Below are 13237 nucleotides of genomic sequence, written 5' to 3' on the forward strand. Positions count from 1 at the left end.
AAGAAATGCAAAACCAGAACCTGTTGGAGCACGGCCTGCTTTGACCCAACTATTTTTCTATTTTCTGCTTACAATGACAATCAGTTCTTTTGACACTCTCCCTGAAGTCCAGTATAAAAACCGGATTCTTGCACTGAAAAGCAGAATACTGACTATTCTTATTGAAGAAATATCAAATCATTACAGGAGTTTATGCTAAATTCTGAAGGCCCGATTTGTATTGTGGACGATGAGGCTTCCATCTGTGAAACACTGGAAGAAATTCTGGAAGATGAGGGCTATGCCGTTAAATCATTCGCGGATGCGGAAAGTTTTCTGGAGCAAATTCATCAAATGACACCCGCTTTGGTGATGCTGGATATCTGGCTTCCCGGAGCGGATGGCATGGCTGTGCTGGCCAAAGTCAAAAGCGCCTACCCGCGGTTACCGGTGATCATGATGAGCGGGCACGCCGGGATTGAATCCGCCGTCAAATCAATCAAACTGGGAGCTTACGATTTTCTGGAAAAACCACTTCATCTGGAAGTATTGCTGGATAAAGTGGCCAGCGCTCTGGCGAAAACCCCCCGTAGTCCGCTAAATCTCCCTTCCGATACAAGGCTGGATTCTGTCAGCGCAGAGTCCATCTCAGGTTCGGGGCTGGCATCTCTTGTTGAATCGGATCAATTCCAGAAAACGCTCAAACGGAATGTGGTCCTCAATGGCACAGGCCTGTTGAGCGGGAGAAATACGGGAATTATCCTGAGTCCTCTGGGAATCAACCAGGGAATTATCTTTCAAACACTTGATGGACATTCCATTCCGGCCAGAGTGACCTCACTGGAAGGTTTTCAGATACCTTCACAGGGTTCCACGTTTATGGCCAATTCAACCGCTCTTGTGGATAAAAATTCCAGAGTGCGAACAGTGGAACACCTGATGGCTGTTCTGCACATGTTTGGCTTGACCAATGTGCTGATCAAAGCCGATGAGGAGATTCCCAATATTGATGGTTCCGCCGAAGATTTTTGCAGACTCATTCAGGATGGTGGCATTGAGGAGCAGTCCGCATTTTCCAAAAAAATTGTGATCCATGAAAGAATCGGAATCGGTGAAGAACAACTTGACCAGAAATATCTGTATGTGGAACCTCATGCTGAGTTTGAAATTCAGATGCGTGTCAAATATGACGCACCGATTTTTGAACAGAAAATCACGTTTACCCCCAGTCGGAATTCCTTTGAAAAAGAAATCGCACCGGCCCGTTCATTCAATACCTTTGAAAATATTGATATGGCTCAAAAGATGGGCAAGGCAGGCGGCGGATATCTGAATTCACATATCATTATATACGACGGAAAAGTGATCAATACCGAATTACGCTATCCCGACGAGTTTGTCCGGCATAAGGTGCTGGATTTAATCGGAGATATTTATCTGACCGGCTACCCGATCCAGGGCCGTATCGTTGCAAATATGACGTCCCATGCCTATAACCAGGCATTGGCTCAAAAAATTCACATGGCAATTCATTCCAACTAGGCTTCTATGCGCCACAAATCCAGAGAATATGCCTTACAGGCTTTGTACCAGGCTGAAATCAATAATTCACATGAACTCAGCCTGATTGATGATTTCCTGACACAGATTGATACTTCGGCAGAGATCACGTCCTTTTCCAGAGAACTGATTCTGGGGACGTTTGAACATTGGGATGCTGTCACAGAACGGGTTTCCCGGAATATGCACAATTGGAAACTGGGACGGCTTCCGGTCCTCGTCCGCAATATTTTACGTTTGGCCACCTATGAAATGTGCCTCATGGCAGTTCCCCACACGGTTGTGATGGATGAAGCGATTGAACTGGCCCGTGATTTTATTGATGATGCCTCTGCGGCCTTTATCAACAGTGTTCTGCAGAAAATCTATGAAGACTACCGATCTGCCACTGCTTCAGATGAACCTGAAGCCACGGTTTGAAGCTCAGAATTTTCTTAGGAATGGCAAAAGAATAAGTTGTAAAAATTTGCTCGTGCCCTACGTCCCGTGGGGGCACATTATCCACTTCCGTTGATCTCTTGATGGGGGACAGCCATGCGTAAATCTCTATTTTTGCTGTTGTTATTCAGTCTGCTTGTTTTCAGCAATTCTGTGGTCTGGGCACTTCAGGCCAGACTCCAACTGATGTTGCCTCTGGCCGGAGAAGCTACAGCGCAGGGCTTTGGCAATGAACCTTTGCTGACATCAGAGTTGGGCTTGATGGTGCTTCAGCCTGTGACCCGTGACATTGGCCTTGGCCTGGGATACACATGGTTCAATGCTTATGTGGAAGAAGAAGATATTTCCGGGATTGTCTATCTGAAAAACCAGGGCAGTTTTCAGGCACATCTGTTCCATTTTTCGGTAGATTATTCAGGCCTTGAATTGGGTTCCCGAAGTAACTTGCTACTGCGGGCGGGACTGTCCCTGCCGTTTGGCGGTTCTGGCGATTTGAAGGCCCAAACCAGGACTATCGCGGCAAGTGGCATCAGCACCCAGAGTGAAACCCAATCCACTTCCGAGGTCAGCGGCTATGGCTTGTTTTTGAGCTGTGGAGTAGAAGTGGGCCGATGGGAGTGGTTTGTGTATTCCCAGAAAAGTGCCTTTGCCTATGGATTGAAAGTAGAACGACTCGATGGCAAAACCTATGACACCCAACTGGATATCACCGAATATGGTTTGGGATTGGGAATTTTATTTTAAAAAAATCGGGGCAGAAAAACACAGGTGATGATGGTGCGGAATGAAGACACGCAAATTGTTGAGAAAAATTTTATCAGGGTCAAAGAATATCAGATTCAGTGAGATGCGGACTTTACTCCAGGCATTTGGATTTGAATTGTTGCGAACTCAAGGCAGTCATCATATCTTTGGAAACCCTGAAATACCGGAAGTTGTCAATTTGCAAGATTACAAAGGACAGGCTAAACCTTATCAGGTCCGACTTACAACTGGTGGAAAAGTATAATCTTCAATTAGAGGAGGAGGTGTGAAGGATTATCATATTAATGTGTTCTACAGTGACGAAGATGGCGGCTATATTGCTGATATTCCGGATATGCAATGCTGTTCAGCTTTTGGAACAACCCCGGAAGAAGCATTGCGCGAAGTCTTAATTGCCAAATCCGCATGGTTAGACGCCGCACACATTGCAGGTAAACCAATTCCTGAACCAAAGTATCGTCCAGCAATTTATCAATTGGCATCCTGATTTCGTTGACCATAAAATTCACTGAGCCAGAAGCGATGATCATGTTCCATAAACCAGATGTGGCAACCATGTGACCAACCCAGGCCAGAACCATAGAATCACGAGTACAATCACCTGAATACAGATGAACGGTACCGCACCTTTGTAAATGTGACTTGTGGTGACTTCCGGTGGTGCGACGCCCCTGAGATAAAACAGGGCAAAGCCGAAGGGCGGAGTTAAAAAAGAGGTTTGCAGATTCATGGCGATCATCACTCCGAGCCAGATCGGATCAAGCCCCATTTGCAGTAGAACCGGACCAACGACCGGAACAACCACAAACGTGATCTCAAAAAAATCCAGGAAAAATCCCATCAGAAACATGATCAGCATCACCACCAGAAACGACATCACCACGCCGCCCGGCAGTTGTGTCAGCCAGTGATGAATCAGGTCATCCCCATGATATCCCCGAAAGACCAGCGAAAACAGACTCGCGCCAATCAGTATCACAAACACCATCGAATTGATTTGTGTGGTGTGCCGCATGGCGTCTTTCAACATTTTGAGCGAAAGCCGTTTTTTGGCAAGGGCCAATAACAATCCACCCATGCAACCGACGGATGCGGCTTCTGTGGGGGTGGCCATTCCTGTCAAAATGGAACCCAGCACCCCCAGTATCAGAAAAATCGGAGGAAGCATGCTCCAGAAGGCTTTCATGACCAGTGTTTTTCTGTCATATTGCGCCAGTTCTTCTGCTGGAACAGCAGGTGCCATTTCGGGTTTCCACCATGCCAGCAGAAGAATGTAGATCATGTAGAATCCCACCAGCATCAATCCCGGAATCAAGGCGCCAACAAATAAATCTCCCACAGAAACCGCGCTCGGTGAATAATTCCCCATGGAAAGTTGGGCTTGTTGCCAGGCTGAACTGATCACATCTCCCAGAATAACCAGAATGATGCTGGGCGGAATGATCTGCCCCAGTGTTCCCGATGCGGCAATGACACCGCAGGACAGGGAGGGGGAATATTTGTAACGCAACATCACCGGAAGTGAAATCAATCCCATGGTGACAACGGTCGCACCCACAATTCCAGTCGATGCGGCCAATAACGCGCCAACCACACAAATGGACAGCCCCAAGCCACCCCGGAGTCTGCCGAACAGGAGGCCCATGGTTTCCAGCAGATCCTCGGAAATTCGGGATCGTTCGAGCAAAACACCCATAAAAATAAACAAAGGTACCGCAATCAGCGTTTCATTGCCCATGATACCAAAAATCCGCCCGGGGATGGCTCCTAGAAAACTTTGATCAAACACACCTGTCACCACACCGCCTGCGGCAAAAGCGAGGGCTGTTCCAGACAGACTGAAGGCGACTGGAAACCCGGTGAGCAGAACCAGAATGGCGACACCAAACATCACCAGGGAAAGATACTCAGGAGGCATGTGGAAACCTATGCGGAAGCATCAACAGAGGAGATTTTCCCGGAGTTCATGAGAACAAGGAGGCTGTGTCCTGTCAGGGAAAACCCCTGCAAGCCCAGCAAAACAGGAAAGATGAGTATCATGGTTTTGAGCAGATAGACCCCGTTGATTCCTCCAGTATCGCGGGAGCCTTCAAGAAGATGCCACGAATTCATGACATACGGCCAACCATAAGCCAGTAGGACCGCACAGGTTGGAAACAACAGAAACAAACAGCCCAGGATGTTGACCATTGCTTTAATTTTTGGAGACCATGTCTGATAAAAAATATCAACACGCACATGGCCTTCATGCAACAGGGTGTAACCTCCGGCGACCATAAACAGGATGCCGTGCATATACACCGGAGCTTCCTGCAACCAGATCCAGCTCAAGCGAAAGACATAGCGCAGGATCACCACCACAAAGGTATTGACCGCCAGGATCAGCATCAGCCATGAAACCGCATGTCCGATGTGTTCATTGAGGCGGTCTATCAGACGTATCGTTTTTGCCAGCATTGGGGAGTCCATCAATTTCGCCTGATCAGCCGAAGGTCAAGGCACGAGCCAGACTGTAGCCTTCCTCACCAATATGGTTCCACTGTCCGCATTGTTTGCGGAACTTATCGAAAGACGCGGCAACCTTGGCCGAGGCAGAATCTTTAGCGGCGACTTCTGCCAGCACATCCTTGCTGAGTTCTCCCATTTTCTTGAGGATTTCGTCTGAAAAACGCTTCAGCGTGACATGATAAGTCTCCACCAGTTCAACAAGTGACGTGTTGTTGCGTGCGGTGAATTCGGCAAGCATGTCGTGATAGGCTCCCTGCATGGCGATCTGAAGAATGGCTTGCAAATCCGCGGGTAGGGCTTCGTATTCTTTTTTGTTGATGAAGCACTCCATCACGCTGCCCGGTTCATGCCATCCCGGCCAGTAATAATATTTGGCGACCTTGTGCAGTCCGAAAGCCAGATCATTGTAGGGTCCAACCCATTCGGTGGCATCAATGGTTCCGGACTGCATGGCCTGAAAAATTTCGCCGCCCGGCAGATTGATGGCGTTGGCACCGGCACGTTGGATCACTTCTCCTCCCAAGCCGGGCATCCGCATTTTGAGTCCTTCATAATCCGAAAGACTGTTGATTTCCTTGTTGAACCAACCTCCCATCTGCACGCCTGTATTGCCGCAGGGAAATGGTTTGAGATTGAAATCAGCGTAAATCTGGTCCCACAATTCCTGTCCGCCGCCATATCTCAACCATGCGGCCATTTCCTGAGCATTGAGTCCAAAGGGTACCGTACAAAAAAACTGGGCGGCTTCGCTTTTGCCTTTCCAGTAGTAGGAAGCGGCATGTCCCATCTGGGCGGTTCCATTGGAAACGGCTTCAAAAGATTCGAAGGGGGGAACGAGTTCTCCGGCACCATACACTTTTATTTTGATGCGTCCGTCCGACATGGCTTCAATGTTTTGCGCCAGTTGGTTGGCTCCTGTACCCAGTCCGGGAAAATTTTTGGGCCAGGTAGTGACCATTTTCCATTCATAGGTTTTGCGGGTCACAACAGCCGGAGCCGCGGTTTCCAGCGGTTTTGCGGTTTCATCAGAACAGGCTTCCTGCTTGCGTTCGCAACCTGCGGCATAAAGTACAGCCCCAGCGGTCAAGGCAGTCAACCCTGCTGTTTTCACAAAGTCTCTTCGGTCCATAAATCTCATATTCAGTGGAAAGGTTTGGGTAATAAGCGGCAGATTCCGAACATAAACAAGTGATGGGGGCAGTTCAAGCTATTTGGTTCTTAAAAAAACCGGCAGTACTTGATTGCTTTTTAGCGCTCCAGTTTGCTAAGAACCTCAGAAGATGATTTGGCACACAGCATGAATTTGTTTGCTTCTCAAAGCAAACTCTGAAAATCTACTCACAGGCAATCCTGATGCAATTGCGTTTTGATTTATTCATTCCTTATGGCATTCCCCCGCTACTGAGCATGCTGGTCGCATTATTTCTTGCGTCATTGACCATCAAAGCCGGAAAATACAACAAGGAAAACCAGCTCTTTACCCTGTTTTGTATTTTTCAGATGCTGGGTTCGCTGGTGGATGTTCTGGATACGCTGTGGATCTTGCCGGAACATTCGCTCTTTTCCTCACATTTACTGGCACTGGTGTACCAGTTCATCATTCCTGTCAGTATTCATTTTATCCATACGTTTTTGCGAATTCAGCACAGAAAATGGCTGATCCGGGGAGGATACCTCCTCATTGCCATACTCACACCGTTGACCCAAACGTCTTGGCATATTGTTGAAAAACAAAAAGTTTTTTTTGGCTTTGTTTCACACACCGGAACCATTTATCAGATTTTGACGATGCTGGGATTGGCGACCCTGATCTACTGTGGAATTCTGCTGATACAGGCATTAAGCACAGAAAATCGCCCCGATCAGCGAGTTAAAATTCGATTTATTTTCTTGGGATTTTTCGACAGTATGTGTCTCAGATTGCCTCGGCAATCCATAATGCGCAATTGCATGAGGAAACCCTTGAAAAACAACAACAGATTGAATCCGCCCATCAGGAAATCCAGCATATCAATTAGGTCGTGCAAATTGTCAATTCGACCTTGAATCTGGATACCATCATCAAACAGGTCATGGTAGTGTTACAACAAATCTTTGAGTTTAACGGGTTGGCCATTTCGCTGTTGGATGAACCTCGGCAAAATCTGGTGTTTCAGTCGTCTTATCATGATGGAAGTTGGTCAGGATTCAATGACGTCCATTGGAAGTCCATTGTCATTCCTGTCACCGCGGATGACAACTTTTATGTGAAAACCCTGAAGTACAATGATCCCAACTATATTTCTCCTGTCACACCTGAATTGATAGAACGTTTTGAAGAGCATGATCGTCAGCTTTACGCCCTTGTTCCGGCCAAATCTATTTTGATGTGTCCCCTCAGTTTTCAAGGGGAAGCCATTGGTGTGATCGTTTTTGGAAACTCCAAAAAAACCTTTGAACTGGTGGATTCAGATATTGTGAAAATCCAGATGTATTTGAATCAGATCAGTAACGCAGTTCATAACGCCCAACAGTATGATGCTTTGAAAACCACCAAACTCCAACAGGATGTTCGACTTCCAGGCGAACACACTTAAGCGAATCCTTACGCTGACTGGAAATCACTGGAAGTTCCACAAACTCCACTTCTGAAGGTTTTGGACAAACAGGGGAAACTGATGACATCGCTGTGAGGGACAGCCGTTTCTGAAGTGATTTGAGATCCAGCTTCAATTGATAGGCCACCGTGGACACCGGGGTGTGTTGACACAAGACAACAGCGTAATTCCACAAGACTTCGGGGATGCGTTCTCCATTGTGCCGACTTTGACGCCACTGATAAAATTGCTCCTGAATTTCCTGAAGGGTGAATGGTTGAGGTGAATGTATAATGCCTCCATGATGGTGAGGGAAAATCAATGATTACTCACCCCATTGCATCACAGATGATAGGTCGTGTCACACTCTCTTGCCGAAAGGACACGAGCAAAGACATTTCCATCTTCGTCTTGTACTTTGTGGACGATCCCGAACCCGCCACGCCCCAACACTTCGATCTCAGTGTATTTCATAGTTCTCTCCTGCTAACGCTGAGTTGAGCGGTTGCTGGAACGGAGCAAAGCGCAGTGTAAGCAATCCGTCTCGAACGTCTTGTTCGATTTTGTTCATTTTATTTAATACATTCAAACTGATTCAAATATATATTCACAAGGCGATGATTTTGTATTAACGATTCAACTTGTGGCCAAATTCGCTGAAGAAACGCATGAAAATCTCTCTTTTTCATGTTTCCAAATCGTAAGTGAATCACTTTGGGTGGGGATATTGAAATAATAATTCTATCTGAGAAATCAGTATCTTTTGTCACTATCACCAAATTATTCTGTTTGGCATATTCCCAGATTTGTGAATCTGTCAAGCTATTGCCCAGATCAGTTACATGGATGATTGCGTAAGTGGTGCTGATCTCAATATTCTTCGGTAAATTTTCATCAAACAAATATCCGTTCATGCGATCTTTTGTATCTCATAACGGTTAGCCATTAATTTTGAGGCATATTGAATACAAGCATAAATATCATCTCTATTTAATTGGGGATATTCTTCCAGCACGGAATCAATCGAATCTCCCGCGCCTAAAAACTCCAGGATGGTTTGAACACTAATTCGTGTTCCTGTTATGGTTGGTCGCCCATTACATATATCAGGAATTATAGAGATTCTGTCATTTGCCATTATTCTCCTTTATTTCATACATTGATTACAAATCGTTGTATTGTTTTCATGTGATCTCCTCATATCCGTATCATACATCAACCAATGAAGAAAATGCCATGATAACTTTGGTGATTTATTGGATCGAACGCAAAGGTCAGTGGTTGACGGGGATCACTGAATGTTGAAAAAGAGACGCACTGAAAAACTACTGGAATCTTTGACAAAAACCGCACCCCGTCAATCCACTGCACCGTCTTGTTGGCCGTTCAATTGAATCTTATGCAAACTCAGCAACAGACACATTGCGTTGTTTGGCAAAATTTCTACGATGTAGTTTGATTCGTTCAATTTCATGAAGCGTATCCGCTGTCAGATAACTTTCACCACATTGAGTACACATGACAACAGGAACATTTTCAATGACTAACAACTTCTCACCTTTGCCATAACTTCTGGGAAGATGTCGTATTTGTGCGGAATTTTGGCCACAAATATCACAGGTAATTTTGCTCTGTTCCATATTTACTCCACATAAACGGTAAGAATCACTAATTTGCCTGAAAGTCCAAATTTGGTCACAATCACGGCTATATTCACGCCATCCATTGTCTGACCTCGAACAAGGTATTTGGATTCTTGAGTTTGCTTATCTTTTTGATGTTCGATAATTCGCCCTGTAAGAAGCACGTTTTCTACATCAAAAATAGTCAAATTATCATCATCCATCTCTTCTTCAGCATGAGTTGTCATGATGTATTCTCGAAAACGAATTTTATCACGCATCCTATCCAGAATACTACGAGACATGTTTATACTCCATGGATATTTTGTCGTCTTGCACTAAAATCAATGATTTATCTCCACGGAACGATAATTAAAGATGCTGATACCAGTTGTTCAAGCCACATTTCCTATATCACCCATATCTCATAAAAATAGGAGGAAATTTCTGTCCCCATATCCAGATATAGGCCAACGATCAGGTCAGTGGTTGACGGGGGAACACTGAATGTTGAAAAAGAGACGCACTGAAAATTACTGAAATTTTTGGTAAAAACCGCATCTCGAAAATCTATTGCACAGCCTTGTTGGAAGCAGAATTCACAAGTTGAATCAACACCATTCCCAAAATATTTTGTCGCACAATTCCTTCCATCGGCCATCAGGCAGCGCGATGAACTTGAGCAATCAAAGCTGTTTTGAGTTTTTCTTTCTCACACTTCTATTTTTCAAAAAATTTGTAAGTTATCTAAATAAATCTTGTCACCAGAGTAATGGATTGTACAGGTATAAGTTGAGCGTATCTTTGCACCAAATGAATTTTGGGCGTCAACGTATCCAATTACTGTCCAAGGCCCATCTCCATAGCCAGATATCTTCACCTCAGAATATGACGCAAATTGAGCCGTTGATGGTGCTTTCAGATTTTTTTTGACAAAGGACTCACAATGGACTTGTGCAGATGCTGAACTTCCACCGTTATTATTTTTGGAAAATAAACCAACAATAAACAAAAAAACAATAAATCCCACAATAATTAATAGACAACCAGATGACTTTGTTTTGACGGGGTTCTGTTCGCCACAATGGGGACAGGTAGTTGCATTTTTTGATACTTCTTGACCGCATGTTTTGCATTTGCTTAATTTTGGATTTGGAATCTTGGTTTCTTGTTCATCTGGGGAGGCATCTATTGCGGATTTATTGTCAGAGGGATGCAATATTGTTACTGATTGCATTAGAGCATTATCAGACTGTAAATTGATTTTACAATGTTTACACCATTTGGCATCAAGCTTATTGATAAATCCACAATGTGTACATTTCATAACTATGTCTCAATTGAAAATTATGCTTCCAACGCCCCACATCACCGGGAGCGAAAAGCAAAGCGAGGGACGAGCGGCGCTTTTTGCTCTCCGAGTGCATGTGATTGTTATGCAACCTCATTTCAGATCCCTATAAGTCCACTAGTTTGTCTTGGTTGGCGCCAGGAACGCAGAATATTGCGTCAAAGGCGTCACTCACATTCGTCTCAACAGATGCGCTCTGCGATCTCACTCGGCTTGCGCCTTTTAAGTCGTTCGAAAACACCAAACATGAGCCCGCCACGCCCCTGACACTGATAATATGCTGTTCTACGCTGTCCCATTGAATTTCATCAGCGTCTGCGAGCTTCACCGAAAACCCTAATGGACTGTCAGACGATGGATACTGCATCTCCGGCACAGTGCCCCCTAAATGCGTTGCTCCAATGGCACGGTAATCCTTCCGATGCGCAAGATGCTGGCCCATAGGGACAGCCGTAATTTCGCCAGAAAAGGAAACTGGAGTCTTCTGGATATGGTTGTTATGCGCAAGTAAAAGTATCTTCAAATCTGGATCTGCGTGAAGAAGTTTCTCAACGGTAATAGCTGTGAATACCTCACGAACGGAGGTATCACCTTCGAGTGACGTACCATCAAAGAGCTTCTTCATGGTGCGCAGTGTTTCGAGCGTATGTTCAATCGAAAAGACAGACTCAGAAGCCCTTTGAAACAGTTCATTTCCACCTCGCTGGATTAGAACTGGTGCCAATGCAGATAACCGCAACTTTATCCGAATAATCTGGGAGAAGGCTTGATTCTGAATAGCAGGATCCAGTTCACCCCATTGCGTGGATGAAATCACGGGGGATTCGCCAGAGATGGACTCCAAAGATTGGATTAACGCATCGACATCCGGCTTCAAAATAGGGTCCAGCAACTCAATAGCTGCGGTCAGCTTCTGCAAGTCATCAAGTGGGTTCAGCGTATTGGGCAAATCAACGCCAACTACCATAATTTTCTTTTCAGCTTCTAAGAGATAAGATTTGAGCCAAGTCAGCACCGACCCATATAGAGCAAAGGTCAATGGGTTCGTGATTTCCTCCAGCTTATCTGTGGCCGGTGAGGCGTTGAGCCATTCGGTAATCCGGTTACCCTGAACGGCCCCACACTCCAGCCCAATTGCATTAAACTCGTGCACCTCTACAAAATATCGGATGAAACTGGCTCTGGCCAAGGAGAATTCAGAAACAAAGTGAGCCCCTTCGCCAATCCCTATAACCCTGGAAGATTGGGCCATCGAGGCAAGATCTTCAAGCTCACTGAAATCCAGTTTACAAGGCTGCAATAGTGTTCTGATTGTTCTGTATGGCATATGTTCGCCTCAATACCTTCATTATAATGGGTCTGATGTTCTAGTTCCCGGGTCACGGTGCATAACGCTGCGCTCACCGGCGGCAATGGAGCGCAGCGGAATTTCCGTCCGGTGCAGCGCATTGTTAGCCATTTGATTACCCTCAAATGTTATTTAAGTGGCGCAGCCACTTCCATAGGGTTTAATCCATTTGCCGCCCAAGCAATAGCTTGATTTTGGTTGAGTTTATTCAGACGTTCCATGTCAGTTGTAGAAATTTCAAAATCAAATATATTGAAATTTTCTCGGATACGATCAGGCTTGCTACTCTTGGTAAGCACGCAATAACCATGTTGCATACCCCACCTTAGTAGCACTTTTGCTTCTGCCATACCTAGTTTGGTAGCAATATCATTAATAACGGTTTGGGCTTCCTGCTTGATTTCGGCAAGAACCTCCCCACCCTGTCCTTCTTCAACACGCCATGTTGACAGGGGAGCAAGTGAGCTATAAGCGATTGGTGCAATAGAATGTTCGGCCATAAACTGGGTTAATTCAACTTGTGCACATAAAGGATGAAATTCGATTTGGTTAGCTTCTGGAGCGTCCAAGCCTGCGTCCAGAATTTCCTGAATTCTCATTGAATTATAGTTGGCGACACCGATATGTTTTGTCAGGCCTAATTTTTTCAGTTCTATGCAGGCTCTCCATTGTTCCAATCTCAGTTCGGAGAAAGGTGCGTGAATCATATAGAGGTCAACATGATCAAGCTGAAGTTGGATAAGCTGCCTTTTCAAGGTTTCAATGGTGTCTTCATAACTTTTTTCATCTGATCCCCATGGCTTATATCCAGGAAATACTTTCGTGGTGACGAACAATTCATCTCTCGAAATACCAGCGGCCCTAATGCCCCGCCCCGTGCCTTCTTCGTTATTGTAGCCCTCGGCTGAATCTATATGCCGAAAGCCAGCATTAAGAGCATCACATACACACGTTTCAGCCGACATTTTGTAGAGGTGCACGAGTTTAATGCAATTGGGCTGGAGTGTGGGGCCGTTCAGGGTAACCGGATTACCGAATGGCTCAACGCCTCACCGGCCACAGATAAGCTGGAGGAAATCACGAACCCATT

At 45.4% G+C, this 13237-nt stretch carries 16 protein-coding genes and 1 pseudogene; 7 read left to right on the forward strand and 10 right to left on the reverse strand.

The annotated features are described in order from the left end of the window. The first annotated feature begins 192 nt into the window (after positions 1–192). The 5 genes and pseudogenes from lpxC to HQM11_14665 all read left to right on the forward strand — a co-directional run bounded on the left by lpxC (position 193) and on the right by HQM11_14665 (position 3229). Positions 193–1521, forward strand: coding sequence for a UDP-3-O-[3-hydroxymyristoyl] N-acetylglucosamine deacetylase (lpxC, locus tag HQM11_14645; protein ID MBF0352269.1), 1329 nt, complete (start codon positions 193–195; stop codon positions 1519–1521). A gap of 6 nt (positions 1522–1527) precedes the next feature. Beyond that, positions 1528–1959, forward strand: coding sequence for a transcription antitermination factor NusB (gene nusB, locus HQM11_14650; protein MBF0352270.1), 432 nt, complete (start codon positions 1528–1530; stop codon positions 1957–1959). A gap of 114 nt (positions 1960–2073) precedes the next feature. Beyond that, on the forward strand, positions 2074–2721 hold the full coding sequence (locus HQM11_14655) for a hypothetical protein (protein ID MBF0352271.1): 648 nt from the start codon (positions 2074–2076) through the stop codon (positions 2719–2721). Positions 2722–2761: 40 nt separating this feature from the next. After that, positions 2762–3011: pseudogene (locus tag HQM11_14660) on the forward strand (type II toxin-antitoxin system HicA family toxin). Further along, the gene (locus HQM11_14665; protein ID MBF0352272.1) at positions 3008–3229 is read left to right on the forward strand and encodes a type II toxin-antitoxin system HicB family antitoxin; all 222 of its coding nucleotides are present in this window, start codon (positions 3008–3010) and stop codon (positions 3227–3229) included. Before HQM11_14660 ends, HQM11_14665 begins: the two are co-directional and overlap by 4 nt. 39 nt (positions 3230–3268) lie before the next feature. Here HQM11_14665 and HQM11_14670 read toward each other — a convergent pair whose 3' ends face one another. From HQM11_14670 to HQM11_14680, 3 genes are read right to left on the reverse strand one after another with little or no spacing between them, the layout of a single operon-like run. After that, complete coding sequence (locus HQM11_14670; protein ID MBF0352273.1) at positions 3269–4660, reverse strand: TRAP transporter large permease subunit; 1392 nt, start codon at positions 4658–4660, stop codon at positions 3269–3271. An 8-nt stretch (positions 4661–4668) separates the two neighbouring features. Next, positions 4669–5199, reverse strand: a complete 531-nt coding sequence (locus HQM11_14675) for a TRAP transporter small permease subunit (protein ID MBF0352274.1) — start codon at positions 5197–5199, stop codon at positions 4669–4671. Positions 5200–5224: 25 nt separating this feature from the next. Continuing rightward, positions 5225–6379 (reverse strand): TRAP transporter substrate-binding protein, encoded by a 1155-nt coding sequence (locus tag HQM11_14680; protein MBF0352275.1) that lies wholly within the window; start codon positions 6377–6379, stop codon positions 5225–5227. 224 nt (positions 6380–6603) lie between these two features. Here HQM11_14680 and HQM11_14685 point away from each other — a divergent pair, with 224 nt between their 5' ends. Further along, entirely contained in the window at positions 6604–7296 is a 693-nt protein-coding gene (locus tag HQM11_14685) for a hypothetical protein (protein ID MBF0352276.1), read from the forward strand. Next, on the forward strand, positions 7272–7826 hold the full coding sequence (locus tag HQM11_14690) for a GAF domain-containing protein (protein MBF0352277.1): 555 nt from the start codon (positions 7272–7274) through the stop codon (positions 7824–7826). The genes HQM11_14685 and HQM11_14690 overlap by 25 nt, the downstream gene beginning before the upstream one ends. Positions 7827–8398: 572 nt before the next feature. Here the strand turns inward: HQM11_14690 and HQM11_14695 are convergent. The 7 genes from HQM11_14695 to HQM11_14725 form a co-directional block, all read right to left on the reverse strand. Continuing rightward, the gene (locus tag HQM11_14695) at positions 8399–8740 is read right to left on the reverse strand and encodes a DUF5615 family PIN-like protein (GenBank protein MBF0352278.1); all 342 of its coding nucleotides are present in this window, start codon (positions 8738–8740) and stop codon (positions 8399–8401) included. Further along, on the reverse strand, positions 8737–8964 hold the full coding sequence (locus HQM11_14700) for a DUF433 domain-containing protein (GenBank protein ID MBF0352279.1): 228 nt from the start codon (positions 8962–8964) through the stop codon (positions 8737–8739). The genes HQM11_14695 and HQM11_14700 overlap by 4 nt, the downstream gene beginning before the upstream one ends. A 259-nt stretch (positions 8965–9223) precedes the next feature. Further along, the gene (locus HQM11_14705; protein MBF0352280.1) at positions 9224–9451 is read right to left on the reverse strand and encodes a type II toxin-antitoxin system MqsA family antitoxin; all 228 of its coding nucleotides are present in this window, start codon (positions 9449–9451) and stop codon (positions 9224–9226) included. Between the two features lie 17 nt (positions 9452–9468). Then, positions 9469–9729, reverse strand: coding sequence for a DUF4258 domain-containing protein (locus HQM11_14710; protein ID MBF0352281.1), 261 nt, complete (start codon positions 9727–9729; stop codon positions 9469–9471). A 446-nt stretch (positions 9730–10175) separates the two neighbouring features. Next, entirely contained in the window at positions 10176–10775 is a 600-nt protein-coding gene (locus HQM11_14715) for a zinc ribbon domain-containing protein (GenBank protein ID MBF0352282.1), read from the reverse strand. A 130-nt stretch (positions 10776–10905) separates the two neighbouring features. Beyond that, complete coding sequence (locus HQM11_14720; GenBank protein ID MBF0352283.1) at positions 10906–12126, reverse strand: erythromycin esterase family protein; 1221 nt, start codon at positions 12124–12126, stop codon at positions 10906–10908. A 149-nt stretch (positions 12127–12275) separates the two neighbouring features. Next, the gene (locus tag HQM11_14725; GenBank protein ID MBF0352284.1) at positions 12276–13112 is read right to left on the reverse strand and encodes an aldo/keto reductase; all 837 of its coding nucleotides are present in this window, start codon (positions 13110–13112) and stop codon (positions 12276–12278) included. Positions 13113–13237 lie beyond the last annotated feature (125 nt).

Source organism: SAR324 cluster bacterium (assembly GCA_015232315.1).
GTDB lineage: Bacteria > SAR324 > SAR324 > SAR324 > NAC60-12 > JADFZZ01.

Coding starts and splice junctions, on each gene's coding strand:
- HQM11_14700 (MBF0352279.1), bottom strand. CDS start 8,964: ATGGCAAATGACAGAATCTCTATAATTCCTGATATATGTAATGGGCGA.
- HQM11_14715 (MBF0352282.1), bottom strand. CDS start 10,775: ATGAAATGTACACATTGTGGATTTATCAATAAGCTTGATGCCAAATGG.
- nusB (MBF0352270.1), top strand. CDS start 1,528: ATGCGCCACAAATCCAGAGAATATGCCTTACAGGCTTTGTACCAGGCT.
- HQM11_14725 (MBF0352284.1), bottom strand. CDS start 13,112: ATGTCGGCTGAAACGTGTGTATGTGATGCTCTTAATGCTGGCTTTCGG.
- HQM11_14655 (MBF0352271.1), top strand. CDS start 2,074: ATGCGTAAATCTCTATTTTTGCTGTTGTTATTCAGTCTGCTTGTTTTC.
- HQM11_14670 (MBF0352273.1), bottom strand. CDS start 4,660: ATGCCTCCTGAGTATCTTTCCCTGGTGATGTTTGGTGTCGCCATTCTG.
- HQM11_14720 (MBF0352283.1), bottom strand. CDS start 12,126: ATGCCATACAGAACAATCAGAACACTATTGCAGCCTTGTAAACTGGAT.
- HQM11_14710 (MBF0352281.1), bottom strand. CDS start 9,729: ATGCGTGATAAAATTCGTTTTCGAGAATACATCATGACAACTCATGCT.
- HQM11_14675 (MBF0352274.1), bottom strand. CDS start 5,199: ATGCTGGCAAAAACGATACGTCTGATAGACCGCCTCAATGAACACATC.
- HQM11_14695 (MBF0352278.1), bottom strand. CDS start 8,740: ATGAACGGATATTTGTTTGATGAAAATTTACCGAAGAATATTGAGATC.
- lpxC (MBF0352269.1), top strand. CDS start 193: ATGCTAAATTCTGAAGGCCCGATTTGTATTGTGGACGATGAGGCTTCC.
- HQM11_14680 (MBF0352275.1), bottom strand. CDS start 6,379: ATGGACCGAAGAGACTTTGTGAAAACAGCAGGGTTGACTGCCTTGACC.
- HQM11_14685 (MBF0352276.1), top strand. CDS start 6,604: ATGCAATTGCGTTTTGATTTATTCATTCCTTATGGCATTCCCCCGCTA.